This is a genomic window from Sphingobacterium bambusae (genome assembly GCF_033955345.1).
Taxonomy (GTDB): Bacteria; Bacteroidota; Bacteroidia; order Sphingobacteriales; family Sphingobacteriaceae; genus Sphingobacterium; species Sphingobacterium bambusae.
The window spans coordinates 5,160,878-5,185,150 of record NZ_CP138332.1; the positions used below are offsets into that span (position 1 = coordinate 5,160,878).

Here is a 24,273-nt window from a genome sequence, read left to right on the forward strand (position 1 = left end):
TATAATCGTAATATTGCGATCATATATGTTGGAGATATGGGAATAACTAAGACAGACATATTTTCAGAAGAGCAGAACAGACTAGCCTCTTTGTTTAAAGTGCTGGGGCATCCGGCACGAATTGCTATTCTGAATCATATTATTAACCAGAATGCTTGTATCTGTAATGATCTCGTTGAAGAGTTAGGCTTGGCCCAAGCCACCATTTCTCAGCATCTAAAAGAGCTAAAAAGTATTGGTATCATTCAAGGTTCTATTGAAGGAAAGTCTGTGTGCTATTGTATTGAAGAAAAAACTTGGAAGGACGTGCAGAGAGTTATCAATCTGTTCTTTGATCAAGACGTTAAAGTAGAAAAATGCTGTTAGCATTTTTTTTATCACAAACATCGTTATATAGCGATATTACAATGTATTATTTAATTACCAAAGGAGATAAATATGAAACTATCAGAAATCAAAACAATCCTACCAACATTAGACAATGTTGAATTTCAATTGGAAAACGGTGCTTTCGTGCCGGAACATTTCCATGTAACCGAAGTCGGTATCATCACCAAGAGTTTCATCGACTGTGGTGGCACGATAAGAAGTGAAAGCGTAGTCAATTTCCAACTGTGGAATGCAGATGACTATGAGCATCGACTAAAGCCCAACAAATTGCTTAACATTATTAAACTATCCGAAGAACAACTTGGAATCGCAGATGCGGAGATTGAGGTTGAATATCAAACCGAAACGATTGGAAAATATGATCTTGCGTTTAGCGGAAAACATTTTGTTCTTAAAAACAAGCAAACGGCCTGCTTGGCAATGGATGCATGCGGCGTACCAAGTGATAAACCTAAGGTTGAGCTATCACAGTTACAGAATTCTTGTTGTTCACCAAATTCAGGCTGCTGTTAAATTATAAAGAGATATAATTATGTACCCCAAATTACTAGATACCATAGGGCGATTTCAAGTGGATACTGCCCAAATGAGCGAACGCCAATCTATACTAAAGCCGCTGATTGAATATATTCAGCAGAAGTATGATGGAGATCAAGAAATCAATATCAATTTTATTTGTACGCATAATTCCAGACGCAGCCATTTATCGCAAATATGGGCGCAGACCGCAGCTAGTTTCTACGGTATAGAAAACGTTCATTGCTACTCGGGAGGGACAGAAGAAACAGCGTTGTATGGTAAAGTGGCCTTTACATTGAACGAGCAGGGATTTCAATTCCTCCAATTATCAGAAGGTAACAATCCTATCTATGCGATCAAGTATGATGATAATTGCGCTCCTCTTGTCGGCTTCTCCAAGAAATACGACCATTCCTATAATCCCATCTCGCATTTTGCAGCCGTTATGACTTGCTCTCAGGCAGATGGGGGATGTCCCTTCATCGCAGGAGCCGAAAAGCGGATTCCGATCACCTTTGAAGATCCGAAGATATCCGACAATACACCTGAGCAAGACAAGGTTTACGCCAAGAGAAGCTTGGAAATAGGCCAAGAAATGTTCTACGTGTTTTCACAGATTAGTAAAAAAAATGATGCAGCCAAAATTAAAATTTCTTGATCGCTATCTAACGCTTTGGATATTCTTGGCGATGGCAGTTGGGATTGGGCTAGGATACCTATTCCCAAATATCTCTACTGTTACTGGGGCGCTTTCTATTGGATCAACCAACATCCTCTTGGCAATTGGTTTGATATTAATGATGTATCCTCCATTGGCAAAAGTTGATTATTCACTTTTACCATTGGTGTTCAAAGACAAGAAAGCGATTAGCGTGTCGCTGATCTTAAACTGGATCATCGGCCCGATCCTCATGTTTGTTTTAGCCATCGTTTTTTTGCGTGACGAACCTGACTATATGATTGGGCTTATCTTGATAGGTTTAGCACGATGTATTGCTATGGTGATCGTCTGGAATGACCTAGCGAAAGGCAACCGTGAGTATGCCGCTTTATTGGTAGCCTTAAACAGCATTTTTCAAGTATTCACCTACAGTTTTCTGGTGTGGCTATTTATCAATGTTTTGCCTAGCAAACTTGGATTAGCAAATTTTGATGTAACAGTTTCTATGTGGGACGTTACTGAAAGTGTCCTGATCTATTTGGGTATTCCATTTCTAGCAGGATTTGCAAGCAGGTTTTTTCTTGTAAAAGCGAAAGGAATTGAATGGTACAATCGGAAATTCATTCCTGCAATTTCACCAGTTACGCTCTATGCATTGTTGTTCACAATTGTATTGATGTTCAGTTTGAAAGGGGATCAACTTTTAGAACTCCCTTTAGATGTCTTTAAGATAGCTGTGCCATTAGTTATTTACTTCTTTCTGATGTTTTTCGCAAGCTTCTTAATTGGTAAATCTCTTAGAATTCCTTATGACCGCAATGCTTCCATCGCATTTACCGCGACTGGAAACAATTTTGAGCTTGCTATAGCAGTTGCAATCGCTGTCTTTGGAATTCACTCGCCACAAGCATTTGTAGGCGTGATAGGTCCCCTTATTGAAGTACCTTCGCTAATTCTATTGGTTAAGATCAGTTTTTATTTAAAGCGTAAATTTTATACGATAAGTAATTGAGGTGTGCCATATACTTATAGAAAGATCCGCAGCTTTGATACAAGAAACTAAATCCCAATGAAATTATTTACCAAGTTGTCGGACTTGGTAATATAAGTCCACATATTTTACGTTTTTGTTGGATTTTTTTAAGTTCTCGCACGTAATGGTGCATTACAGCCTTATTTTATAGAAGATGAAGTTTATTATCCACAGTTTTTAATAGTGCTTCTGCTATTTTTCTTATGGAAATACTACGGTAAATATTTGTACCAAGATCTTTGGCTTGTTAAATATCAGAATTTACTCTGTACAATTTTGACCACGATAAAGGACTCGTTCTTTGACATCGTGGGAAGAAGCATTTCTCTTGAAATTAAGTGCAGGGGTTTGTGACGGTGATTGGCCGTCGAACCTTGAACCTTAGGCAGCCAGTTTTGGCGGGCGCTTATACGCCAACGTGAGTATTCCCGAGTAGCATTCTTTTGCGATTATCCTTTTTATCGTAGTGATACGCTCGTAAAAGATCAGTACAAGATAAGATCAATTTTATAAACATATAGGGGAGCGATGGTACATCGACTCCCTTTTTCTATTTATAGAGGCCGTTCCCAAATCGGCCAAAACCAATTTTATCATTTCAAAATTTATACTTATGGCAAATATTGTAACCGCCGATCAGATCAAGCAAGAGGTCTCTTTGGTGGATCTGCTGGCAAAACTTGGTCACCGGCCATCTTACCGTAGCGGCAAGGAGTTATTTTACAAGAGTATGCTTCGAGAGGAACGGACGCCCTCACTCTGCGTCAATAAAAATCTAAACGTTTGGTTTGATCACGGTGGCGCGGGCGTTTCCCAAAAGCAGGGCGGCAATGTGATCGATTTTGCGCTTGCTTACTGGTTTCCTTCCGATTTCGGTCAGGTACTTAAAAAGATCAGTGAAACAATGCTTTTGGACTTCCCTGCGAATATTCCACCGGCCAGTCGACCTCGGAAGACCACTTCGCAATCTGAAAAGCTTACCAACTACAAAGTTACGGACGTAAAGGAAATTGGCGGAAACCAGCGGATCAGCGCCTATCTGAAAGATAGAGGAATCTTCAATCAGGCCAAAGGTCGGATCAAGGAGGTCTACTATGAGATTGTAACAGGACCAAAGGCGGGAAAGTCTTTTTTCTGCGCAGGTTGGCAAAACGATCTGGGTAGCTGGGAGCTCAGCAATAAAGGAAAGCATTTTAAGTTCAAGGCATGCCTTGGTCGTAAAGCCATCACAACGATTACTGGATCAGAGTCGAGGATTACGCTATTTGAAGGGTATATGGATTACCTAAGTTGGCTTGCCGATAATCCTAAAGCTACGGATTCAGTTATTGTGCTCAACTCGGTCAATTTGCTGGAACCTGCTTTATCCAAGATTGCATCGTTTTCTTCTGTTCAAGCATACTTCGATCGGGACAAGGCAGGTGAGAAGGCCTTCCTGCAATTAAAAGGTGCTGTACCCCATGCACAAGATCGCTCAAGTCTCTACCGGAAATACAAAGATTACAATGATATGTTCATCAATAGACCATCTCCAAACGTCATCTATGAAGAATCTCATATCTATGAAAAGATGATGTCTGCCTTCAAAAGATAATTCCCGTTTTCATTTGGAGATGCTTCCAAGCTGCTGAATGGCTAATTTGCCAAATGCTTTACCAATTAGCCTACTTATCATTTTCCAAAATGGCTATGGGACAAAAAGGCTGGTGATATGCTTGGCTGATGATCCAATTGGCGGCATGCCTCATTAGCTGGCTAACTTGATAAGCAAGAGATCAGTTAGCAGATTAGCTATTAAGCTGATGGGGTAGTACTATAATGACGGATTTTCTTACACAAGTTATTAGCTGATTAGCATACCAAGTCATAGGCTGTTGTAGCGCTTAACAAATTGGCTTGATAACTAGCCAACTATATCACTAGACAGCTGACCAAACGATACCATACTTAGTTATGGTGCTACTCAGCTCAGCCATTAATTAGTAAATAAGCAATTCTATTGATTTGCCAATTAGCAATTAGGCTAAAAAGCTTCGTACGAATTAGTGTATGGAGTAACTTGGCTGATAGGTCGCTTAGCGGAGAGGCAGATTGGTTAATTGGCTAGTTAAATATTAAACTTATCCAAACGGAAGCAGATGACTTTAATTGCAATTAGGTCATGAAAGTAAACGATGAGTTCAATGTTTATGGACTCGCTTAGTAAAAGCCTGCTAGTTCCGAAAAGTTATTGTATTCAACTTCAAAAATGGAAGTAAACCCCGCAAATGTCCAATGCACAAAGCAGCGTAGGCTATAGCCCCACTCTTGTTTTGTTAGCAGCAAGTTGTATTTTGGGTGCACCCAAAAATTCCTTGCCTTTCCGGTTCGCCCGACCTGTGGTCAGCCTGCTCAGAAAGGATCGAAAAACTGCGCAACTTGTTTTTCCTCTTAAACCTTAATTAATACACCGATGATTGATCCAATTAAGATACGGGGCAGGCCTGCGAAGGTTTACCCTAAGCGGCTACGTGTGGTCACTGTCAAGCTCACCGAGAGCGAGCTGGAAGAACTTAACCTGATGAAAGCGCAAAGCGGCATGAACCGAATGCAGCTGATCCGAAAGAAGATCTTCGCTAGCGGCGCCGTAACAATGGTCAATGTGAAGGAGGTGTTAGGGGAACTCTCGCGTCAAGGAGCGGAGCTTGGCCGGATCGGGAACAACCTGAATCAACTCGCAAGACATGCCAATGTGCTAGCCAAGCAAGGTAAGTTGCACCCCCATGTAGCCGAGGAACTTAAAAAATTGCTGGAGCAGCACGCAGCTATTCAGAAGCAATTGGACATAACCTGGCGGCATCTCTTACGCGCCTTAAAAAAATAGCAGCACACATGATCGTTAAATTTCTTCGTAAATCAGCCAGCTTTGGCGGGGTGCGTTATAATACCAATAAAGTAGATTCCGATCAGGGGGAGCTACTCAGTATGCGTAACTTCGATGCGCTTCAAGGTTTAACCAACTTGCGGCCACAGGACTATATCAATTATCTAGAAGCAGTTTCTTCGATGAGCTCCCGCATCAAGTATCCACAGTTACATGTGGTGATCTCTGCAAAAGGTAAACAGTACGCGACCGGCGAACTTAACGCTGTGGCACATGACTGGATGCAGGGGATGGGTTATGGCGAGCAGCCATATCTAGTTATCCTGCACAGCGATACCGCAAATGTTCATGTACATATCGTATCGACAAGGGTGGGCAAAGATGGCAAAAAGATCGATAACAGTTTTGAAAAGATCCGAGCTTATGAAGTGCTCCACGAAATTCTGGGCGAAAAGGCACTGCATAAAGTGCAGAAAGATCTGGCTGATGCCCTAAGGTATAATTTCAGCACAAGAGCGCAATTTCGAACATTACTGGAGAACCGCGGTTACTCGCTGAGCGGGGAGGATCAGCGCCTCAAACTATTCAAGTTCGGAAAATTGCTCGGTGAGGTGCGCTGGGAGGATATCGATAAGCAGATAAGGCAGTACAGCGAAAATTCTGGCCGAGAGAAGCAGATTTATGCGCTGATCGATAAATATCGCTATCAGTTTGATCAGAAGCTCAAGCAGGAAAAGGGAATCTTTAGTTCTGAACTGACCCGTAAGTTGGCAATACGATTCGGTCTACACTTTGTTTTCCACTCGGCTAGTGGCAAGCCGCCCTATGGTTATACCATTATAGACCATAGCAAGAATAATATATTTAAGGGCAGTCAGGTTTATCCGCTAGCACGGCTAACGGGAGCAGGGGAGAAGAACGCACGCAGAATATCGGACGATAAAAGGGATCATGCCGCTGCTTCAACCTATAAAGGCGAACCATGGACGAAGGCTGATCGTCAAGAGTCGGCGATAGAAAAGGCTGATCGCCCAGCGGCAATCGGATCCGTGGAGGAACCGATCGCTGCGCCGATAATCGGACTAAACCTAACGGATGACGTGGACGATGAGGCTGTACACGGCAAAAAACGAAACCGTCAGAATAATAAATCAACAAAAAAACGCTAACATTTAAAATGGATCATTATGGTCATCTTATTAGGAAACCAGAAAGGCGGAGCAGGGAAAAGTACCGTAACACTGCTACTGGCCAATTACCTTGCCGTCAATAAAAATCGGCCCGTTACGGTCCTCGACATGGATTATCAGCAGTCGATCTCCTCCAAGTACGAAAAAGCGCAGCTTACCGAAAGCTTGGTTCCCTATGAAGTGCTGGCTGCCGACCTTCGTGATTTTCCAGATTTAATGACCGTGCTGAGCAAGAATCCAGATGAGATAGTGCTCATTGATCTGCCCGGAAAAATGGATGACGACGATCTGATTCCGGTAATCCGTGCAGGTGATCTAATCCTTTGTCCCTTTGGCTATGATCAGTTTTCGGTCGATTCGACTTTGCTATTTGCCATGGTCGTCTCCAAGATCAATACCTCGGCTCCCTTGCATTTTATTCCAAATAGGCTTAAAAGCGGCGTTAAATACCAAACTAGGCTAGAGGTGGATAAGGCGCTAGCTGGCTTTGGCCACGTTGGAAAAGGTTTTCCGGACAGAATCGATTTTCAGCGGGTGGATACCACCTGCATTCCGGCCATCCTTTTGCCTGTAGTGCTTCCCATACTTGGGGAGATCTATGAGACCTTTATAGAAAGCGAGGCCAACGATGCGTAACATTCGCTCGCTTGCCGATCAACTTCGTGATGAGCTGAAGGCCAAAGAGCAACCGGAAAAGGAAATTACAAAAGAGATTAGTGAAGGAGCAGAGGCCAGTAAGCCTAAAGTTGCTAAGAAGGTCAAAGCCGATCCTCATGAGAAACAGGCAGAAGCATTTTTTAAGGCTATTGAAGACTTTAAGCCGGAATATTCCGAGAAGAGCATGATCCGACTGGATGCGCGCACCGTCAACCTGCTTAAGCGCATCAAACTTGCCAAGAACATCGATATGAACCGCTTTATCGTGTACAGCCTGCACCGCTACCTTGAGCAGCATCCGTGGCTGGCAGAACATATTCAAGAAACCATCAAAAATACAGAACTATGAGCTGGACTACTTTTTCCCTTAGTTTGGTACTGGCGTACCTGATCTATTATGTTATAAACCTGCTTTATGACCGCTGGCTGGCTGGCAAAGTTGGTGTTATAGCAACCACAGAGGAGAAACTCTACTTTGAAGATGATGTGGTGCCGGAGCTGATCACGCTGGAAGAACCTGATCAGCAAGAGGAAGTGGGTTCAGCCTCCGATATGCAGTCGACACCAGCACCATCGACCGCGATCAGTTCGGTTACAGAATCAACGGGCGGAGTAAGTCTCGGTGAACTAATGCGCCTAGCCAAGGATAACCTGATCGAGCACACACGTGCCATTCCGTACTAGGATGCGGAAAACCTATTGCTTTAAAACTATCCTAAGTAGCATCTTCCTTTTTTTACCTGCGCTGCTTCTCGCACAACCTGGACTTTCTGAATTCTATGGCGCCAGCTCGGAAGTTGGACGCTGGTACTATGCGCTTTCGGACTTTGTGCTGGTATTGGGCGCCATAGCCGGCATACTCGGCGGACTGCGCATCTATGCAAACTGGCAGAGCGGCCGTCACCACCACATCGATGCACAGGTGATGGGCTGGCTGTTTTCCTGCCTCTTTTTGACCTTGGTCAGCGCTTTTCTAAAGGCCCTTTACGGCATTTAAAAATCCATTCATCCTTTAATTTTTTATCCATGACAGTAAAGACCAGAAAACTGTTTGCTACCGCTATGGCGGTAATGGTTGCATCCCAGTCGCTGCTTGCCCAAACGGGCGGCGGAACAACCGGGATCAACGCGGCAACCTCCTCGCTGACCAGTTACATCGATCCGGTATCGACCCTGACCCTTGCCATTGGCGCCGTGGTGGGGATCATCGGCGGGGTGCGCGTGTACATCAAGTGGAACTCGGGCGATCAGGACATCAACAAGGAGCTTATGGGCTGGGGCGGTTCCTGTCTTTTCTTGGTGCTCGTATCCGTGGTCATTAAAGCCTTTTTCGGCGTTTAGTATGCGCAGGTATGCAATTTACAAGGGGCTCGAGCGGCCCCTTGTTTATCGCGGCTTTAAAGGCAAGTTCATCGGTTGGGGGATCGGATCACTGGTGCTTGGACTGGTAGGTGGCGGCCTGCTGGGCGCGCTTAGCAGTATGTACCTCGGCGCCGTGGTCACGCTGGCCATTATCGCGGGCGGACTGACCTTTACCTTTCAGCGCCAGAAAGGTGGCCTGCATATTAAAACGCGCAGCACAGCGCTATTTGTTCACCAAGCTAAGCTGAAACACTATGGCAAAACAATATCGCGAAACCTTTAAGTTACCCTACATCGGGATAGAAAGGCAGGGCAGCCATACGCTGCTTTACGGAGAGAAAGGGGAGTTTTCGGTGCTGCTGCAGATGCGTAACCTCGCTATGCAACATGGTGCCGATCCGGAGCCCTACACGGCTTATCACCAGCTGCTGCTCAACCTGATCAAGATCCTCGGCGAAGGACACATCATCCAAAAGCAGGACGTGTTCTCGCGCAGGAACTATGATGCGCCTCAGGCCGCTGAATTTCTGCAGCAGCGGTACAATGCGCATTTTCAAGGTCGAGCTTACACGGATCTTTCGACCTATCTCATCATTACCAAACAGATCAAAAAGGGTCGTTTTTATGTCTACAGCCCGAAGGCTTTGCTCGATTTTACCCAGCAGGTGGATAAGGTGATCGATCTATTGGAAGGGGCAGGTCTAGATCCCAAGCCACTTGATGAGCGAGCAATCAATCAATACGTGAGCCGAATGTTGGCGATGGATTTTAGTTCGGATAGCATTGTACTGGATAACATCCGTGCGGGCGATAGGAATCTGCTCGTCGGCGACCACGCCCTGCGCAGCATAAGCCTTGTGGACACGGACACTATCGATCTGCCCGAGGATGCCGCTACACATGGTACCAGGCAGGAGGGCAGCAACCTGCGTAACTTTCCGGAGGATAACTTTTCCTTTCTTCACGGGCTGCCGGATTATCACTGCCTAATCTACAACCAGCTCGTGGAGATCCCAGCACAGCAGCTTACTTTGAACAAGCTTCAACTCAAGCGTAAGCGTCATTCGGGCGTGCCCGATCCAGCAAATCTGATCTGTGTGGAAGATATTAATCAGCTGCTGGTGGATGTATCGCGAGAAAATCAGCTGTTGGTGCATGCGCATTTTAATATGCTGATCTGCGCCGATACCGATAAGATTGCCAAAGCAGGAAACTACATCGAGGCAGCACTTTTTCAGCAGGGGATCATTCCCTCGCGCAATGCCTACAACCAGATGGAGCTTTTTCGTACCTGCCTGCCGGGAAATGGCGTGGAATTGAAGGCCTATGACTGGTTCCTGACGACCTCCGATGCTGCAATCTGTTTCTTTTTTAAGGAATACCTGCAAAAGGATGAGCAGTCGGACTTCCTTATTCGCTTTACCGATAGGCAGGGAATTCCAGTTGGTATTGATCCTTCGGATCTGCCCATGCGGACAGGGCGGACAAACAACCGATCGCGTTTTACCCTTGGACCCAGTGGGAGTGGCAAATCCTTCTACATGAATGCGCTGGTGGAGCAGTATTGTCTGTACAATATGGACGTGGTAATCGTAGATACGGGAGATAGCTATTCGGGACTTTGCAGCTATTATGGTGGTAAGTATATTACTTACACGGAGGAAAAGCCAATCTCGATGAATCCCTTTGCCATCTCCCAAAAGGAGTACAACCTGGAAAAAAAGGATTTCCTAAAGACGCTGATTGCCCTACTCTGGAAAGGGCCTGATGGGCAGCTAAGCCAGATCGAGGATACCGTGCTTTCCAACGTGCTTTCTTCCTACTACTATGCTTATTTCTGGTCGGATGAAGAGGCTGACCCCGCGCGGCCGAAGGTGTTAAACTTTGATTCCTTTTACAGCTACTCCGTGGATCGGATCAGCGAGATCACGGCGCAGGAAGCGATTACCTTTGATCTGGACGAGTATCGCTATGTGCTGCGTAAATTCCATACCGGAGGTGAGTTTGGTACGGTGCTCAATGAGCAGGCTGATGCTTCGCTTTTTTCTGAACCTTTTATTGTCTTTGAGATAGATAATGTGAAGGAAAATAAGGTTTTATTTCCGATCGTCACGCTGATTATTATGGACGTTTTTCTGCAAAAGATGCGGCATCGCCGTGACCAGCGTAAGGCCCTTATCATCGAAGAAGCATGGAAGGCTATTGCCAGTCCGCTGATGGCGGGCTACATTTTGTACCTCTATAAAACGGTTAGAAAGTTCTGGGGTGAAGTGATCGTGGTGACCCAAGAGCTGGGCGACATCTTGGGCAATCCGGTGGTTAAGGACAGTATCCTTGCCAATTCGGACACGATCTGCTTGCTGGATCAGTCCAAGTTCCGCGAAAACTACGATGCCATTGCCAAGCTGCTTTCTATTACCGATACCGAGCGCAGAAAGATCTTTACGATAAACCAGCTAGATAACAAGGAGGGACGGGGACGATTCAAGGAGGTCTATATCCGGCGAGGATCCACGGGCGAAGTTTATGGCGTAGAGGTTTCCCTCGAGCAGTACCTGACCTATACAACAGAGAAGCCGGAGAAGAATGCCGTGCTGACCTACGTGGAGATGTATAAAAACTACCAGCAAGCACTTGAAGTGTTTGTGCAGGATATGAAAGCTAGCGCATTGTCTCTCGGCGATTTTGTGAAGAAAGTCAATGCGCTCGGTACTCCGCTTTCCAATGACAATGCAATTCCTTAAAATGTTAATCAAAAACTATATGAAGCAGTTATTTATCTTATTATTCGCGCTATTTTGGGCGTCTCTCGTGCGTGCGCAGATTTATATTGATCCGGCAGTCGCAGCAGCAACGGCAGTACATTCGGGTATTATTGACCAGCAGCTGGATAACACTAACGAGCGGTTGACACTTATCCAGCGCGGACAGCTCGCCGTAACGGGGCAACTGGTTATCGTGAATGATATGCAGGATAAGATCTACAAAGGCTTGAGCGAGGTTTCTGCTATCATGCGAAACCTGCTAGCGATAAAGGATATTACCCAGATAGGAACTGATATCGTACGGGACACCAATAAAGCGATCACGCTTGCCGGCAGCAATCCTGCGCTGTTGTTATTTGCCGAGCAGAGCGCAATGGAGTTTAAGAACCGCTCTATTGCGCTCGCCTCAGAGGTAACCAGCTTTGTGACCAAAGGCGGTGCAAATAATCTGATGGACTCAGGCGAACGGGCGAAGCAGCTCAACAGGATCGTCTCGGAGATGACCATTCTGCGTGGGGTAGCTTACGGGATGTATCGCGCCATGTACTGGTCAAAGCAGCGCGGCATTCTGCAATCGCTGAACCCTTATGCAGGCTTTATTAATATGGATACCCGCATTGCGGACGACATTGTTCGCAATGCCAAATACCTCCGGTAATGAGATGGTTTTTAATTATTATAATCTATTTGTTTGTAGGTCTTAAATATTCCTTTTCTCAACTGAATGTGGAACTGATTCACCAGCTGGTTGCTGAAAGTAAATCGGAGAACCAAAGGCAGAAGGAGGCTTTTAACCGGCAGACGGTGACCACGGCAAATGAGGAGGTAAACCGCGGGAAGACGGCAACCTTTAAGCAGAAATACCGGCGGTTGCAGCAGCGGTTCCATACACTTGGTCTAGTGATCGATGCCGCGCAGATCGGCATGCAGGCATGGCCGATCATCGCTGATATCCAAGATCAGCAGGCACGAATATTTGCGCTGGCAAAAGACGACCCTATCCTGATTGCCATGGCTTATCAAGTGGAACTGGATCTTGCAGGCAAAGCCACACAGCTCAGTAGCTATCTGTACGCATTGCTGATTTCTATCGGTGATCTTAACCAAATGAAGGTAAGTGATCGCAAGATGCTCTTTGGCCATGTGCTCACCGAACTGCGACTGATTGCGGGAAGTTCAAGGGGACTTGCAAATTCCATGTACCAACAGCAATTGCGGCATGCTAGTTCAGCAAATAATCCATTTTCGGCCTTTGTCAATCGTGACCGGCAGCTGGTGGACAATATTCTTTCCAAGATAGAACAACTTAAATAGTAGTATATATGGGTTTTGCTAAATATTTAATTATCTGTGTGCTATGTTTTTTATGTCTGCGATCCGCCTTCGCCCAAAGCTATGTAACCATCGTCTACGATGCCAAGCATTTGGCCATCGTTGGTGAAAATGCAGCGGTGCGCTCGGCGGCCGAACTTACGCATCATGAGTACCTCAAAACGATCAATAATCGGCTGGACGATATCAATATCAACCTTTTCTCGGTGGTGATGGTGCAGCGGATGATTCATGGCGCGCTGACTGAGGTTGACCAGGCCTTGAAGAGCGGTCTTATGCTCAAGCAAGTCGGATCGATTTCTTCAGAGATCATTGCGGAGTGTAATAGTATATTGGAAACGACCAAGGGGGCTCCACATTTGTTGCTTTTCGCTGAGGATGTAACCATGCAGATGAAAGATCGAGGCATTCGGCTAGTTTCCGAGGTTTCGGACTTTGTGCTTAAGGAAGGCAGCAACGTGTTAATGGATTACGAGAAACGGGATGCGCTACTGGTAAAAATCCTTTTGGAGCTGCGCGTAATGCGCGCACTTTGCTTTAGCGTGCACCGGGCAATGTATTGGGCGAAGCTTCGCGGTATAATCCCTTCGCTGAATCCCTTTCAATCTTTCATCAATCGAGATAGGCAGCTAGTGGATCAAATCATTTTTCAGTATAACCTTTTAAAATAAGTTTTATGTTTAAGTTATTTAAAGTAACACTTTACCTGTTACTCGTTGCCTCTTCCTTAGATTTGCATGGGCAGAACGTGAAATATCAGACGGATAAGCATGTGGTCAACCAGCAGGAACGGATGGTATTTAAGCAGTGGAACCGCAAGAAGTTTACCCCAACAAGGGGATTTTTGAGCCTCAACTATCAGTACTGGCTAACCTGGGGACTGCACCCGAATTATCCCAAGACGGACCTTCGGCCGCTAAGTGTTGTCGGGCCACAATCCCGAAGATTGCTTATGGTAGCTGCCATGAGAAGTACCGAGGAAGCCTACAAGCTCCATGCGGATACTTTGCGAAATACAGCTTTAAGCGAGACCGCTAATTATGCGGGAATCGCCTCGCAGACCGATCCGCTTTGGCAGCTCTACTATAAAAAGGAGTTTCAAGATTTACTGGATTTTAATCAGGCTGATCCTTTTGAGGGACTTGAACCGCAAGTAAAGGATTACCTCGAGCAGGGCGGATCAGGCGATTGGTATCGGCAGGAAAGCCAGATGCTCCGAGAGCGGCTAGAAGCAGCACGAACAACCAACCTCGATCGAGGGTCGCGTATAATCGCCTATCACCGAATGCTGGGAGAATACCGAAAGTTGCTGGCTATTTGGGATACCAAGCGGCAGCGTGCCACGCTGTATTTGTCCATCAAGGATAAGGTAAAAGAGCTGCAGGAAAGCACTACGGTAGCCAAGGCGACCCTAGGTAAATCGGATCTGCAAATAGCCGACGATATTCTTTCACGTGCCAAATTATAACCCAATGAGCTTACTTTCTAATATAGGTATTATGCCCTTACTGCAAGTGCAAACGGTGCCGGACTCCTTTAAAGATTCTTTTAATTTCTTGCAGGGTAACGGAATCTACGAGGAGGGGATGATGCACTTTTTAAAGCAGATGAAAAGCACGATATGGACGCATTACGATGCCTTTACCAGCGATGCGCAAGCCCTCAGCGCCATTTTTATGCTGATTTTCTTTTCTATCCGTGCCTACGAAATGATGGCCGGAGACAAGCAGCTGGAGATTATGCCGCTGCTGCGTCCTTTTGGACTGATCATGGTGATCCTATGGTGGCCGACCTTCACGCGCGTTGTGGCTTTTCCAACAGATATTGTAGCTGCTAAGACCGAAGCGATGTTCGATGGTAGTCAGACGGAGATCAACAGCCTTCGTTTACAGCGCGCAAAACTCATGGCAGACCTTTCCAATCAGATAATGACTGTGCAGGCAGAGGCCGAGACGGCAAAGACCGAGGCGGATACTTGGTACGAAAATGCTTGGGAATCGGTGCAGTCTAGCGTCAAGGAAGGCTTTGCTTCGGTATGGAACCCGATCGTGGAGATGCGGAATCGCCTTCAAGCGGGTTTTCAGTTAATGTTGACTTCACTTGTCGAGACGTTGGCTATCTGGCTGCTGCGGATTTGCGTTTACGTGATATTTATTATTCAGATCATCTTTTCGACGATCCTTATCATTCTTGGGCCCTTCGCCGTGGCTGCAAGTATCCTGCCGGCATTCCGCGATTCCTTTTCCACCTGGATTGCCCGCTTCGTCTCGGTGAACCTGTATTCCGGCGTGGCTTATTTGGTGATGTATATCGCTTCGCTGTTTCAACATTATGCCATGGAAGCCGAAATCAGCCGCTATCAGGTATTGGTCGGCACCGATGGTGCAGATTTAGAGAAGATTGCTTGGTTCCTTGGTAATGGCCTGCTTTCCTTTGGTATCGTGATCGTCACCTTTGTTATTGGCGCGCTGACCATGCTTACCGTCCCCAGTATCTCTACATGGATTGTCTCCACTTCGGGTGTATCTTCCGCGGCTTCTACGATGGGACGTCATGCGCCAATGATGAGCGGTTTGGCCGGAAAACTTCTTGGTAAATCTAAATAGCTGCTATGATTATTAAAAACATCGAGGGTAAGGTACGCCTTGCCACTTTTATTGCAGGGGGAAGCCTCTTGGCATCGCTGCTGATCAGTATGATCGTTTCTTTTTTTGCCTATCGGCAGGTAGCCTCAGCTCGTCAGAGCATTTACATCATGGACTCGGGTAATGTCCCCATGCGCGCCTCACAGACCGACGTGCAGATGAACCGCGCTGCGGAATACCGCTCGCACATTGGACGCTTCCATAGCTTGTTCTTCTCCTTAACGCCGGACGACAAGTTTATCGAGTACCAGATGAAGCAGGCGATGTACCTGATTGATGAGAGTGGCGCATTGCAGTATAACAATCTCAAGGAGAAAGGTTTCTTCAACTCTATTCTTTCCTCTAGTGCCGTGCTGACCATTCGTACGGACAGCATTGTGCTAGATTTGCCTACTCGATATTTCCGTTTCTACGGCACCCAAAAGATTGATAGGCGTAGTTCGACCATCACACGCTCACTGGTCACCGAAGGGTACCTGAGTGATCTAGAGATTCGCTCAGAAAACAATCCCCATGGGGTGCTGATCACTAAATGGAAAACACTGGAAAATAAAGATCAACAAAATGTCCAAAAAAATACACTCTAATCCGCTAGAAGGTATGTTGTGGCAGGCATTAAAGACGAAGCTTTCGTTCGTGCTTACTCGCTATCCAGCGTATCTTTTTGCAGGCATGCTGGTCTGCGTGGTCATCTCCGCTGTTTGGGTGTTTAGCGCCAGAAGGGCTGATAATAATATGGCTGTTTTTGAGTCTCCACGTCCTCGGTACATGCTGCTTGATACCCTTGGTGCCAAACTGCCTTCCATCGCAGAAACCTATGGGGCACTTAACCGAGTGTTAGCATTACAATCTGAAATAGGAGCGCTTATCGAAAAGGATAGCCTGAGCTCCTCGGACAGTATTGCTTTAATTGGTGCGCTAGACGAGTTTGAATCCCTTCAGCGATCCATGCAACCTAAAAATAATTTACAATGAAAATAGATTTCAATAAACCGCGGTACGTCGTGCCGCTGATCCTGCTTCCCTTTTTATTTATCTTCTTTTATATCTATAAGTCGACTTTTGATAAGCAGGAGCTGCCCCAAGCAGGCAAGGACTCCCTGCAGACAGGAGTGGCCGATGTATCGGATCAGGTGCGCGAGAAGGCACTTTCTGGAAAATTAGATGCTTATCGGAACCAGTATCGTCAGGCAGATGGTTATACGGCTGTCGGCTTGATCCAAGAAGAAGAAACGGAGAAGGAGATGCCGGGAACGCTGTATAATATGCGCGAGCGGCAAATGCTCGACTCCATCGATCGGGCCATGAAAAATAGGTATAGCCCATCGCAGGAAAAAGGCTTCCCAAGTGCGACCATGCAAAGACCGTCCTTTGATGCCGAAGACCGCGCGATGGAGGAAGCTCTAGCCAGGCTGTCTGCTCCACAGCGGTCAGCGCCCGCGGAGGCCGTTAAAGTGAGTGAAGACCCCATGGACTTGTTTCGCAAGCAAATGGCGCTGGTCGATAGTATGGGGAAAGCGAACGACCCAGATTATCAGGCCGAGCAGCAGCGAAAGGATTTAGAGCAGGGGCAGCTGGCTTTGGCTAAGTCCCAGCCTGCGCTAATGGTTAGTAAGGCCGCTGGCCACACGGATGGTTTTAATACGGTCGTGCCAGCGAAATCGGAAACCTTTATCTCGGCCATAATTGACCAGAACATCACGGGCTATGTGGGGTCGCGCTTGCGTATTCGACTGCTAGAAGACATCGTGGCGGGTAGCGTGCCGATAAAAAAGGGGAGTTACCTTTATGCGCAGATATCGGGCTTTAGCGGGCAGCGCGTTAACCTCACGATTACCTCAGCCATGATTGGCGAGCAGATCCTGCCCATCAATCTGGAGGTCTATGACCATGATGGCATGCGCGGCCTTTTCGTACCTGCGTCCGAATTTCGGGAATTTACCAAGGAGCTTGGTGGTAATGCCTCCCAGGGCATCACTATGCAGCAGATGGAAACAAACAGTCAACTGGCCATGAGCATGGTACAGAAGGTATTCCAGTCTACCAGCACGGCGGTCAGTAAGATGATCCGCCAGAACAAGGCCAAGATCAAGTATAGCACAATCGTTTACCTGATCGATCCTCAACAATTAAAAACACAGTTCTAAACCCATTCACAAATTTTCTATGAAATCATTTTTGCTATCTATGCTGGCACGCTTTGCCATGCTTTCGCTTTTTGCTCAGCAGCCGGCAACCTTCAGAAGCCAGTTGCCGCAGATACTGCTGGAAAAAGAGGTCTCACTTCACATCCTTTCACCCGAACCCATCAGCTATGTGGATATTTCCTCTAATCAGGTGATCGGCGATCTGCCCCAAGAAAACGTGCTTCGCTTAAAGTGGAAGCCTGATTCCTTAGCGGAGGGTTTTAGTGACGTTGAAGGAAGTCTCGGCGTGCTCACTGTCGTCGGTGAGAGTTTTATTGCGCAGTATGAACTTTCCTTCAGCGACATGGCAGGCATTTCTTTTGCTCCGGCGAGTTATAGCATCTCGCCCAAGGATATCAAGCCACTGGTAGGTAAGGCTACTATTCCAACTAGTGAACTTCGAAAGCACGCGCTTACGGTGCTTTCTAGTCGTAAGTTTCGACCACTTCGAAAGGTAAAGGCGCATGGCGTCAGCATGCAGTTAAATGCGGTTTACACGGTGGGTGATTTGGTGCTGCTGGATATCACGGCCAGCAACAGCACAAATTTGAGTTATGAGATTGACCAGCTACGCATGAAGATTGAAGATCGTAAGATTACCAAGGCTACCAATGTACAGGCTATAGAAGTAGAACCTATTTGGCAGCTCTATGGGCACGGAACCTTTAAGAGAAGTTTTCGGAATATCTATGTGCTAAAAAAGATGACCTTTCCAGCAAATAAAATCTTGCATATCCAGTTATCAGAAAAGCAGCTTTCCGGGCGAACTCTTGATCTGAAAGTCAAGTACAAGGATATCCTTGAGGCCGACACTTTTTAGAGAAAGCTGCTCTTAGGCTATTGTTTTACCTCAAAACTAGTTTACATGGAAGAATCTAAAGAGCAACAGTCCTTGCACCGCTTCTTGCAGTTTACTATCTACTTGCTCGTACTGCTCGATATTCTGTTTTTTGTTGGTGCTGACTATATATTGGAGCTAGCAGGGGACACTCGTCATGCGGGTACAATGATCTTGGGAAAACTACAGGCATTTAAAATTTACCAGCATCCATTCTACTCCAAGCTCTTTACGCTGATGATTATTGCGCTGGTATCTATCGGCACCTTGAGCCGTAAAAAGAAGGATCTCGAGGTTGGAAAGGCCATTGGTTTGCCTTTTTGTTTGGGGGTGTTTTTCCTTCCGCTCTCTATTTGGGTTTATGATCAGCTTGGAGATGCAACTTTAGGTGCGATTTCTTGTTTTAAAAGTGCGTATGTACTGCTAACCATTGCAGGGACAATCCTGCTACATCTAGCGCTGGACAATATGTCCAAAGTCATCAGCTCCAAATTGGGAAAGGATCGCTGGAACATCGAAGGGGAATCCTTTATGCAGCGTACAAAGCCGAAGCTTGGACGCTTTGTGGTTAATATTCCCATGCTTTTCTACTATAAAGGAAAGGTGCGCAAGGGCTACGTGGTGCTGGAAAATGTGTTCCGCGGTACGCTACTGATCGGTACCCCGGGTAGTGGGAAGAGTTTTGGCGTGGTGATGCCGGTGATCCGGCAGTTTGTCGCCCTAGAATTTACTATGCTGATCTATGATTTTAAGTTTCCCGATCTAGGAAAGGTGGCCTACTATCACTACCTGTTGGCTAAGCAGGGAGGCAAGTGTGAGGACTACGACTTCCATGTGGTTAATTTAACTGAGCCCGAGAAGAGTAGGCGACTGAACCCTTGGCGAAGCGAGTACCTACAATCGTTAGCTGATGCTTCGGAAACAGCGGAGGCGCTGGTGGAAGCGATGAAGAAAGGGGATAAGTCGGGAGGTAGTGACCAGTTCTTTACCCAATCGGCGATCAACTTTCTATCTTCCTGCATCTATTTCTTTGCCAAACACGAAGGAGGGCGCTATTCCAGCTTTCCGCATGTGCTTGCCTTTCTCAACCGGTCTTATGAGGAGATCTTTACGGTGCTATTTTCTAATCCCGAGCTGGAGTCGTTGCTTTCTCCATTTATGACCGCTTTTAAGGCGAGGGCCTTTGATCAGCTCGAAGGGCAGGTGGGAACGCTGAAGGTCTTTATCAGCCGCCTAGCGACCAAAGAAACCTTTTGGGTGTTTTCCGGCGATGATTTTGAGCTAAAGATTAGTGACCCGCGCAATCCATCCATATTGGTATTGGCCAATGATCCTAACACGCAAAGCATCAATTCGGCTTGTTACTCGGTCATCTTAAACCGTATAATGCGCTTGGTAAACTCCCGAGGAAATAAGCCCGTAGGCTTAATCATCGATGAGGCGCCAACGCTGTACGCCCATAAGATCGAAAACTTGATCGCTCAAGCGCGGAGTAATCTGGTCGCAGTGCTGCTCGGGCTTCAAGAGTTACCGCAGTTCAAACAACAGTATGGCAAGGAGACGGCAACATCAATTACCGCAGTAGTCGGAAATGTACTTTCTGGATCGGTGCGTAACAAAGAGACGCTGGACTGGTTGGAACGCATCTTTGGTAAGGTTAAGCAGGTTAGCGAAAGCCTTTCGATAGATCGTACCAAAACTTCGGTATCGATTTCCGAACGTCTGGAGCCGCTCATTCCCGCAGGAAAGATTGCTGCACTTAAAGCAGGGGAGATGGTCGGTATGTTGGCCTCGGACGCTGTAGAGGATTACACGGGCAAATATGAGCCATCGGCGATTAACTGCCGGATAAACTTGGATGTCAAAGCGATCAAGCAAGAGGAAGCGCAGTATCGTGATCTTCCTGCGTTTTACGATTTTGCTGGCAAAAAGGAGGAAATCCTACTGGCTAATTTTGCCCAAATCAATTCCGAAGTCGCGGAGATTGTGATGGGGTTCCGACCTGCGAGCAATGCATAATTCGTTAATACAGATGGCAAAAATCATAGTAATGGTGTATAGAGCTACATTTTTTAAGTGGGATTGCCATCTATATGCCTTATCGGTTTACAGCATCACCGCCGCATCTACATCAATCCCCTTTAATATTCAGGGGATTAATTAGCCAGCGTAAAAAACAAAACAGTCATTTTATGGACAAACTATTCAATGAACAGGATATTCCTGTAGGAGAATTGCGTAAACTGGGATTGCTCAATAATGGCAAGCCAAGATTGTCTGAGGCAGGTATGGATGCCTTATTGGCAGGACATCGTACGGATCTCATTACTTTACAAGATATTAATGCTGATGGTATTCATATTAAGAAAATGGACGCTAAATTGTCCCTTGAAAGAATGCCAGATGGACATATCACCTTACAACTGCACCCCATATACCGTGATATAAAAAAGCATCCGCTTTTACTGGATGCCGAAGCGGAGCAGCTTGAACAAGGGAAACTGACCCATGTACTGAAAACCTATCAGGAAAATGACGGTAAGCGTAAATCTTATGTGATCGAGTACGATCCGGAAACGAGGGAGTTTATCGCTGCTGACCCCGATAAAATAAGAGTACCTGCGATGATCAATGGAGAGAAGCTGTCTGATTTGCAGAAAGAGCAATATAGAAATGGATCTGTTGTTGAACTTTCCGATGGTACACGCTTACAGCGTAGAGCAAGTAGCCGTAGTGGCGTCACCTCGAATCGGGAAGCGCTAATGTATTCGCTTGTCCTTGATGGTGGTATTTCTTATCTATTGCTCCGCAGTCTCCGGAATCTATTCGGTAGTAAGTCCAAACAAAAAGATCCGTATACCGAAGGCTATCAAAGAGCGCTTCAGGATATGCAACAGCGAGAGCGAAACAAACCGGTGATGCTCCAGAATTATGCTGCCGATCCTGGATATGATCTAGGCAAAGAGCAGCAGCGCGATTTGGGGAAAAGTCGCTCCCGTTAGTTCGGCGTGCTGCCTCTATGCCAAATAGTTCCTGTTGTGGTCAATCAGCAAAAGACTTAGATCTTATTGTAAGCATCCAGTGCGTCATAAAAATCATTGGCATGCCGGATGGTTTTTCGAAAAAACTGGCTAAATAGTTCTAGTTGCAAACCAATTAGCCATAGATCCACATTGACTGGATCTGTTTGGAAGTTGGCTTTATGCCATGCGAAGAAATCTTCCCGTGCCTTCCCGCGAAGGACCATTTGCCTTAGCGGATTGTCTCCACCTATTCTATCCATGATGCTATTAGGTTAAAATTCATTAATAAAAGATATATTAATATTGGTTGCTACAAATGTACTAATTATTCTCTGATTAAGCCTATCTACGCTAGTGAATGTGATTTGGTTTTTCGTTCATCATAAATACTTGATCTCCCTTATTATGGCTAAACTTTTTCTTTGCATGCTGCTGGCTGTACCATCTTTTGTAGGACCAGTATCTAAAGCTCACGCGCAGATTACGACAAACTTAGCGAAACCTAAAAATGATGCAGTGCAGGAGAGGAGTAGCTGTGGTCGAAAGGCTTCTTTGGCAGACTCGGTAGAATCCATCGTCGTTTGTAGTCCACTGCGCACACCGAAGATAACCTCGCATTTTGGCATGCGAAGACATCCAGTAACCGGTAAAAACAGTTTTCATAATGGCGTTGACCTTAAGTCTAATAATCCTGTTGTGATGGCAATCTATAACGGTATTGTAGTTCAGGCCGGAGAGCATCCTTTTCTGGGCAGGTTTATCTGTATCGATCATGGAGGCGTCCACAGCATTTATGGCCACCTTTCTGCTTGTGTTGTGGTTGTTGGCGACGAGGTGCGTGCTGGACAAGAGATTGCCTACACAGGGCGAACGGGCAGAGCAACGGGAGTTCACCTACATTTCAGTATTCGGATTGGTACGCACTATATTGATCCGCTAATGTTTCTGCTAGTACTGCAGAAGCAATTTCTAAACAAATAATCCTTAAATCAATGCAATACTTATTTAAAGAAGCAGAGCTTCCCCGTGAAGCGCTGGAATCACTAAATCTGTTCAATAATGAAAAGGTAACTATCGATAACGACAATCTGGAGGCTATGTTAGCCGGTAGGCGTTCTGCCTTAATCGCAATCAGCGACGTGCAGCTTAATAACTTTCGTATCGCTCGGCTGGAAGCGAAGCTATCCCTCAGTAGAATAGACTCAGGTGAAGTAGAACTGCTAATCCACCCAGTTTACCGGACACCCCAGCAGCATTATCTCCTTGATCAGGATGCGATGGGAGCGCTTATGGATGGTGAAAAAACAAATCATGTGGTAGAGCTAAACGGTGGTGATGAGAAAGTTAAGCGTATGGTGGTGGAGTACGACGCCCAGACACGTGAATTCTTGACATACGACGCTGCAAATGTGCAGACGCCTACGATGATTAATGGCGAGGAGCTAGATGCGAATCAACGTGAAGCTTACCGACTTGGAAAGCAAGTAAGCATCTATGATGATACCACCGTGCAATACCGCGTGTCAGAGCCCAAAGGTATTTTATCCAATACGGAAAAAGTTATCCTAAGTTTTGAAGATGATGGTAAGCTCAGACATGTTATGCTCCATGAGCTACGAAACCTTCAAGATGGCTTTCATAGACAGCTTGATTACAATAGAAGCTCTTACCAAAACGCATTGCAAATGATGCTGAAGAAAGATTTTCCGCATTTGGCCGCTGCTGATCTACAGGTTAATGAGCAGCGCGAGCGTTTTCGGTCTCGTTAGCCACTACGTACATTTAATCTCTTCCAAAATTCTATTCCAATCAGTAACCGGTTGGAGTGACACCAATTCCCTATCTATTTCATTTTATCATTTAATCCATTAGCTCATGAACGAGAACAATTTAGAGTACCTCAAAAAAACATTGGACAATCTAGGCTTCGATAATAAGCTGAACGATGTGCTCGAAACCGCGATTCGCCGTGAAATGCCAAATTTTAGTCTCGGCATCCAAACCAATCACAGACCGCTGGATTCTGTCGATCCCAAGGCAGCGCGGACCGATAAGCTCAGTTTTGACATCAATTTTAACCGATCGAAAGATAGCGATATGTATTTCCTTAATGACTACAAGGTTACCTTGCAGCAGAAGGATAATCCAGTCATTCGGTCGCAAACCTTCAATCTGGAGCGGGATTACCGCGTAACGGCTTTACAGGCTTTTAAGTTACTTTCCGGTCAGGCCATAGAAAAGGATGTTTTCTTGCGAACCAAAACTGAACCGAACCGAGAAAATACTCCAAATCAGGAAAGAACGCCAGTCTGGTTTAAGCTCAATCTCGAGGTGAAAGATGCCTACGGTAATCATCCGATGCGCACTTTTCGTCCAGAGTATGGATATGATTTGGAAGCTTCGCTGAAAAAATACCCGATTAAAGGGTTAAATGATGCGGAAAAGCTTCAGGAAGTTTCCAAAGCACTACGCAACGGAAATATCGTGCAGGCAGACTTGCAGATCGGCAGACGTACGATACCGGTTACGCTTGCTGCCAACCCGCAAATGAAGACGATCGATATTTTGGATAAGGATCGTCGGGAAGTAAGAGATGAGGCAATCTTTGCTTCGAAAGATAAAATGCAAAGTGTTAAAGTCCCACGAGCTGCCGATTTGGCGGCAGGCAGAGAAGCCTCCAAACCAAAGATCGAGGCCAATAGACAGGACGTCGAGCAAGTACCATCGGCGAAAAGATCTAGATAGTAATTAAGGAAAAACCCGCATGTGTAAAATATTGCAACGCATAGACCGGATCATGGAATCCGGC

General features: G+C 46.0%; 29 protein-coding genes. 28 read left to right on the forward strand and 1 reads right to left on the reverse strand.

Annotation, left to right across the window (positions count from 1 at the left end):
• Positions 1–36 precede the first annotated feature (36 nt).
• From SCB77_RS21400 to SCB77_RS21520, 25 genes are all read left to right on the forward strand, one after another.
• Entirely contained in the window at positions 37–366 is a 330-nt protein-coding gene (locus tag SCB77_RS21400) for an ArsR/SmtB family transcription factor (protein ID WP_320184042.1), read from the forward strand.
• Positions 367–438: 72 nt separating this feature from the next.
• Entirely contained in the window at positions 439–903 is a 465-nt protein-coding gene (locus tag SCB77_RS21405) for a DUF6428 family protein (RefSeq protein WP_320184043.1), read from the forward strand.
• 19 nt (positions 904–922) lie between these two features.
• Positions 923–1,567, forward strand: coding sequence for a protein-tyrosine-phosphatase (locus tag SCB77_RS21410; RefSeq protein ID WP_320184044.1), 645 nt, complete (start codon positions 923–925; stop codon positions 1,565–1,567).
• Positions 1,542–2,582, forward strand: coding sequence for an ACR3 family arsenite efflux transporter (arsB, locus tag SCB77_RS21415; protein ID WP_320186642.1), 1,041 nt, complete (start codon positions 1,542–1,544; stop codon positions 2,580–2,582). Before SCB77_RS21410 ends, arsB begins: the two co-directional genes overlap by 26 nt.
• 634 nt (positions 2,583–3,216) lie before the next feature.
• On the forward strand, positions 3,217–4,197 hold the full coding sequence (locus SCB77_RS21420; protein WP_320184045.1) for a toprim domain-containing protein: 981 nt from the start codon (positions 3,217–3,219) through the stop codon (positions 4,195–4,197).
• A gap of 858 nt (positions 4,198–5,055) precedes the next feature.
• Positions 5,056–5,466 carry a plasmid mobilization relaxosome protein MobC gene (gene mobC, locus SCB77_RS21425; protein ID WP_320184046.1) on the forward strand — a complete coding sequence of 137 codons (411 nt, stop codon included), beginning with the start codon at positions 5,056–5,058 and terminating at the stop codon, positions 5,464–5,466.
• A gap of 8 nt (positions 5,467–5,474) precedes the next feature.
• Complete coding sequence (locus tag SCB77_RS21430) at positions 5,475–6,635, forward strand: relaxase/mobilization nuclease domain-containing protein (protein ID WP_320184047.1); 1,161 nt, start codon at positions 5,475–5,477, stop codon at positions 6,633–6,635.
• Between the two features lie 18 nt (positions 6,636–6,653).
• Positions 6,654–7,292 carry a ParA family protein gene (locus SCB77_RS21435; protein WP_320184048.1) on the forward strand — a complete coding sequence of 213 codons (639 nt, stop codon included), beginning with the start codon at positions 6,654–6,656 and terminating at the stop codon, positions 7,290–7,292.
• Positions 7,285–7,662, forward strand: a complete 378-nt coding sequence (locus SCB77_RS21440; RefSeq protein WP_320184049.1) for a hypothetical protein — start codon at positions 7,285–7,287, stop codon at positions 7,660–7,662. The genes SCB77_RS21435 and SCB77_RS21440 overlap by 8 nt, the downstream gene beginning before the upstream one ends.
• Positions 7,659–7,997, forward strand: a complete 339-nt coding sequence (locus tag SCB77_RS21445) for a hypothetical protein (protein ID WP_320184050.1) — start codon at positions 7,659–7,661, stop codon at positions 7,995–7,997. Before SCB77_RS21440 ends, SCB77_RS21445 begins: the two co-directional genes overlap by 4 nt.
• A gap of 1 nt (position 7,998) precedes the next feature.
• On the forward strand, positions 7,999–8,310 hold the full coding sequence (locus SCB77_RS21450; RefSeq protein ID WP_320184051.1) for a DUF4134 family protein: 312 nt from the start codon (positions 7,999–8,001) through the stop codon (positions 8,308–8,310).
• A gap of 29 nt (positions 8,311–8,339) precedes the next feature.
• Complete coding sequence (locus SCB77_RS21455) at positions 8,340–8,654, forward strand: DUF4134 domain-containing protein (protein WP_320184052.1); 315 nt, start codon at positions 8,340–8,342, stop codon at positions 8,652–8,654.
• Positions 8,655–8,748: 94 nt separating this feature from the next.
• Positions 8,749–8,958, forward strand: a complete 210-nt coding sequence (locus SCB77_RS21460) for a hypothetical protein (protein ID WP_320184053.1) — start codon at positions 8,749–8,751, stop codon at positions 8,956–8,958.
• Positions 8,930–11,419 carry a TraG family conjugative transposon ATPase gene (locus tag SCB77_RS21465; RefSeq protein WP_320184054.1) on the forward strand — a complete coding sequence of 830 codons (2,490 nt, stop codon included), beginning with the start codon at positions 8,930–8,932 and terminating at the stop codon, positions 11,417–11,419. The genes SCB77_RS21460 and SCB77_RS21465 overlap by 29 nt, the downstream gene beginning before the upstream one ends.
• A 19-nt stretch (positions 11,420–11,438) precedes the next feature.
• Positions 11,439–12,098, forward strand: a complete 660-nt coding sequence (locus tag SCB77_RS21470) for a hypothetical protein (RefSeq protein WP_320184055.1) — start codon at positions 11,439–11,441, stop codon at positions 12,096–12,098.
• The gene (locus SCB77_RS21475; RefSeq protein WP_320184056.1) at positions 12,098–12,754 is read left to right on the forward strand and encodes a hypothetical protein; all 657 of its coding nucleotides are present in this window, start codon (positions 12,098–12,100) and stop codon (positions 12,752–12,754) included. Before SCB77_RS21470 ends, SCB77_RS21475 begins: the two co-directional genes overlap by 1 nt.
• Before the next feature lie 8 nt (positions 12,755–12,762).
• Positions 12,763–13,443 (forward strand): hypothetical protein, encoded by a 681-nt coding sequence (locus SCB77_RS21480; protein WP_320184057.1) that lies wholly within the window; start codon positions 12,763–12,765, stop codon positions 13,441–13,443.
• A 5-nt stretch (positions 13,444–13,448) separates the two neighbouring features.
• A complete protein-coding gene (locus SCB77_RS21485) occupies positions 13,449–14,240 on the forward strand; it encodes a hypothetical protein (protein ID WP_320184058.1) in 792 nt (263 codons plus the stop codon).
• Between the two features lie 4 nt (positions 14,241–14,244).
• On the forward strand, positions 14,245–15,378 hold the full coding sequence (locus SCB77_RS21490; RefSeq protein ID WP_320184059.1) for a plasmid transfer protein: 1,134 nt from the start codon (positions 14,245–14,247) through the stop codon (positions 15,376–15,378).
• A 5-nt stretch (positions 15,379–15,383) separates the two neighbouring features.
• Positions 15,384–16,004 carry a conjugative transposon protein TraK gene (traK, locus tag SCB77_RS21495; protein WP_320184060.1) on the forward strand — a complete coding sequence of 207 codons (621 nt, stop codon included), beginning with the start codon at positions 15,384–15,386 and terminating at the stop codon, positions 16,002–16,004.
• On the forward strand, positions 15,982–16,392 hold the full coding sequence (locus tag SCB77_RS21500; protein WP_320184061.1) for a hypothetical protein: 411 nt from the start codon (positions 15,982–15,984) through the stop codon (positions 16,390–16,392). The genes traK and SCB77_RS21500 overlap by 23 nt, the downstream gene beginning before the upstream one ends.
• Positions 16,389–17,564 carry a conjugative transposon protein TraM gene (traM, locus tag SCB77_RS21505; RefSeq protein ID WP_320184062.1) on the forward strand — a complete coding sequence of 392 codons (1,176 nt, stop codon included), beginning with the start codon at positions 16,389–16,391 and terminating at the stop codon, positions 17,562–17,564. The genes SCB77_RS21500 and traM overlap by 4 nt, the downstream gene beginning before the upstream one ends.
• A gap of 19 nt (positions 17,565–17,583) precedes the next feature.
• Complete coding sequence (traN, locus tag SCB77_RS21510) at positions 17,584–18,423, forward strand: conjugative transposon protein TraN (protein WP_320184063.1); 840 nt, start codon at positions 17,584–17,586, stop codon at positions 18,421–18,423.
• A gap of 45 nt (positions 18,424–18,468) precedes the next feature.
• Positions 18,469–20,460, forward strand: a complete 1,992-nt coding sequence (locus tag SCB77_RS21515; RefSeq protein WP_320184064.1) for a type IV secretion system DNA-binding domain-containing protein — start codon at positions 18,469–18,471, stop codon at positions 20,458–20,460.
• A gap of 173 nt (positions 20,461–20,633) precedes the next feature.
• A complete protein-coding gene (locus SCB77_RS21520; protein WP_320184065.1) occupies positions 20,634–21,443 on the forward strand; it encodes a DUF4099 domain-containing protein in 810 nt (269 codons plus the stop codon).
• Positions 21,444–21,499: 56 nt separating this feature from the next.
• On the opposite strand, the gene SCB77_RS21525 is transcribed toward SCB77_RS21520, so the two are convergent.
• On the reverse strand, positions 21,500–21,724 hold the full coding sequence (locus SCB77_RS21525; protein ID WP_320184066.1) for a hypothetical protein: 225 nt from the start codon (positions 21,722–21,724) through the stop codon (positions 21,500–21,502).
• A 145-nt stretch (positions 21,725–21,869) separates the two neighbouring features.
• Between SCB77_RS21525 and SCB77_RS21530 the strand changes: the two genes are divergently transcribed.
• The 3 genes from SCB77_RS21530 (at position 21,870) to SCB77_RS21540 (ending at position 24,209) form a co-directional block, all read left to right on the forward strand.
• Positions 21,870–22,445, forward strand: a complete 576-nt coding sequence (locus tag SCB77_RS21530) for a M23 family metallopeptidase (RefSeq protein ID WP_320184067.1) — start codon at positions 21,870–21,872, stop codon at positions 22,443–22,445.
• 11 nt (positions 22,446–22,456) lie between these two features.
• Positions 22,457–23,233 carry a DUF4099 domain-containing protein gene (locus SCB77_RS21535; protein ID WP_320184068.1) on the forward strand — a complete coding sequence of 259 codons (777 nt, stop codon included), beginning with the start codon at positions 22,457–22,459 and terminating at the stop codon, positions 23,231–23,233.
• 106 nt (positions 23,234–23,339) lie between these two features.
• Entirely contained in the window at positions 23,340–24,209 is an 870-nt protein-coding gene (locus tag SCB77_RS21540) for a hypothetical protein (RefSeq protein WP_320184069.1), read from the forward strand.
• The last annotated feature ends 64 nt before the right edge of the window (positions 24,210–24,273 follow it).

Bases quoted from the DNA above. Each gene is read 5' to 3' on its own strand.
- SCB77_RS21400 (WP_320184042.1), top strand. From the start codon at position 37: ATGGGAATAACTAAGACAGACATATTTTCAGAAGAGCAGAACAGACTA.
- SCB77_RS21405 (WP_320184043.1), top strand. From the start codon at position 439: ATGAAACTATCAGAAATCAAAACAATCCTACCAACATTAGACAATGTT.
- SCB77_RS21410 (WP_320184044.1), top strand. From the start codon at position 923: ATGTACCCCAAATTACTAGATACCATAGGGCGATTTCAAGTGGATACT.
- arsB (WP_320186642.1), top strand. From the start codon at position 1,542: ATGCAGCCAAAATTAAAATTTCTTGATCGCTATCTAACGCTTTGGATA.
- SCB77_RS21420 (WP_320184045.1), top strand. From the start codon at position 3,217: ATGGCAAATATTGTAACCGCCGATCAGATCAAGCAAGAGGTCTCTTTG.
- mobC (WP_320184046.1), top strand. From the start codon at position 5,056: ATGATTGATCCAATTAAGATACGGGGCAGGCCTGCGAAGGTTTACCCT.
- SCB77_RS21430 (WP_320184047.1), top strand. From the start codon at position 5,475: ATGATCGTTAAATTTCTTCGTAAATCAGCCAGCTTTGGCGGGGTGCGT.
- SCB77_RS21435 (WP_320184048.1), top strand. From the start codon at position 6,654: ATGGTCATCTTATTAGGAAACCAGAAAGGCGGAGCAGGGAAAAGTACC.
- SCB77_RS21440 (WP_320184049.1), top strand. From the start codon at position 7,285: ATGCGTAACATTCGCTCGCTTGCCGATCAACTTCGTGATGAGCTGAAG.
- SCB77_RS21445 (WP_320184050.1), top strand. From the start codon at position 7,659: ATGAGCTGGACTACTTTTTCCCTTAGTTTGGTACTGGCGTACCTGATC.
- SCB77_RS21450 (WP_320184051.1), top strand. From the start codon at position 7,999: ATGCGGAAAACCTATTGCTTTAAAACTATCCTAAGTAGCATCTTCCTT.
- SCB77_RS21455 (WP_320184052.1), top strand. From the start codon at position 8,340: ATGACAGTAAAGACCAGAAAACTGTTTGCTACCGCTATGGCGGTAATG.
- SCB77_RS21465 (WP_320184054.1), top strand. From the start codon at position 8,930: ATGGCAAAACAATATCGCGAAACCTTTAAGTTACCCTACATCGGGATA.
- SCB77_RS21470 (WP_320184055.1), top strand. From the start codon at position 11,439: ATGAAGCAGTTATTTATCTTATTATTCGCGCTATTTTGGGCGTCTCTC.
- SCB77_RS21475 (WP_320184056.1), top strand. From the start codon at position 12,098: ATGAGATGGTTTTTAATTATTATAATCTATTTGTTTGTAGGTCTTAAA.
- SCB77_RS21480 (WP_320184057.1), top strand. From the start codon at position 12,763: ATGGGTTTTGCTAAATATTTAATTATCTGTGTGCTATGTTTTTTATGT.
- SCB77_RS21485 (WP_320184058.1), top strand. From the start codon at position 13,449: ATGTTTAAGTTATTTAAAGTAACACTTTACCTGTTACTCGTTGCCTCT.
- SCB77_RS21490 (WP_320184059.1), top strand. From the start codon at position 14,245: ATGAGCTTACTTTCTAATATAGGTATTATGCCCTTACTGCAAGTGCAA.
- traK (WP_320184060.1), top strand. From the start codon at position 15,384: ATGATTATTAAAAACATCGAGGGTAAGGTACGCCTTGCCACTTTTATT.
- SCB77_RS21500 (WP_320184061.1), top strand. From the start codon at position 15,982: ATGTCCAAAAAAATACACTCTAATCCGCTAGAAGGTATGTTGTGGCAG.
- traM (WP_320184062.1), top strand. From the start codon at position 16,389: ATGAAAATAGATTTCAATAAACCGCGGTACGTCGTGCCGCTGATCCTG.
- traN (WP_320184063.1), top strand. From the start codon at position 17,584: ATGAAATCATTTTTGCTATCTATGCTGGCACGCTTTGCCATGCTTTCG.
- SCB77_RS21515 (WP_320184064.1), top strand. From the start codon at position 18,469: ATGGAAGAATCTAAAGAGCAACAGTCCTTGCACCGCTTCTTGCAGTTT.
- SCB77_RS21520 (WP_320184065.1), top strand. From the start codon at position 20,634: ATGGACAAACTATTCAATGAACAGGATATTCCTGTAGGAGAATTGCGT.
- SCB77_RS21525 (WP_320184066.1), bottom strand. From the start codon at position 21,724: ATGGATAGAATAGGTGGAGACAATCCGCTAAGGCAAATGGTCCTTCGC.
- SCB77_RS21530 (WP_320184067.1), top strand. From the start codon at position 21,870: ATGGCTAAACTTTTTCTTTGCATGCTGCTGGCTGTACCATCTTTTGTA.
- SCB77_RS21535 (WP_320184068.1), top strand. From the start codon at position 22,457: ATGCAATACTTATTTAAAGAAGCAGAGCTTCCCCGTGAAGCGCTGGAA.
- SCB77_RS21540 (WP_320184069.1), top strand. From the start codon at position 23,340: ATGAACGAGAACAATTTAGAGTACCTCAAAAAAACATTGGACAATCTA.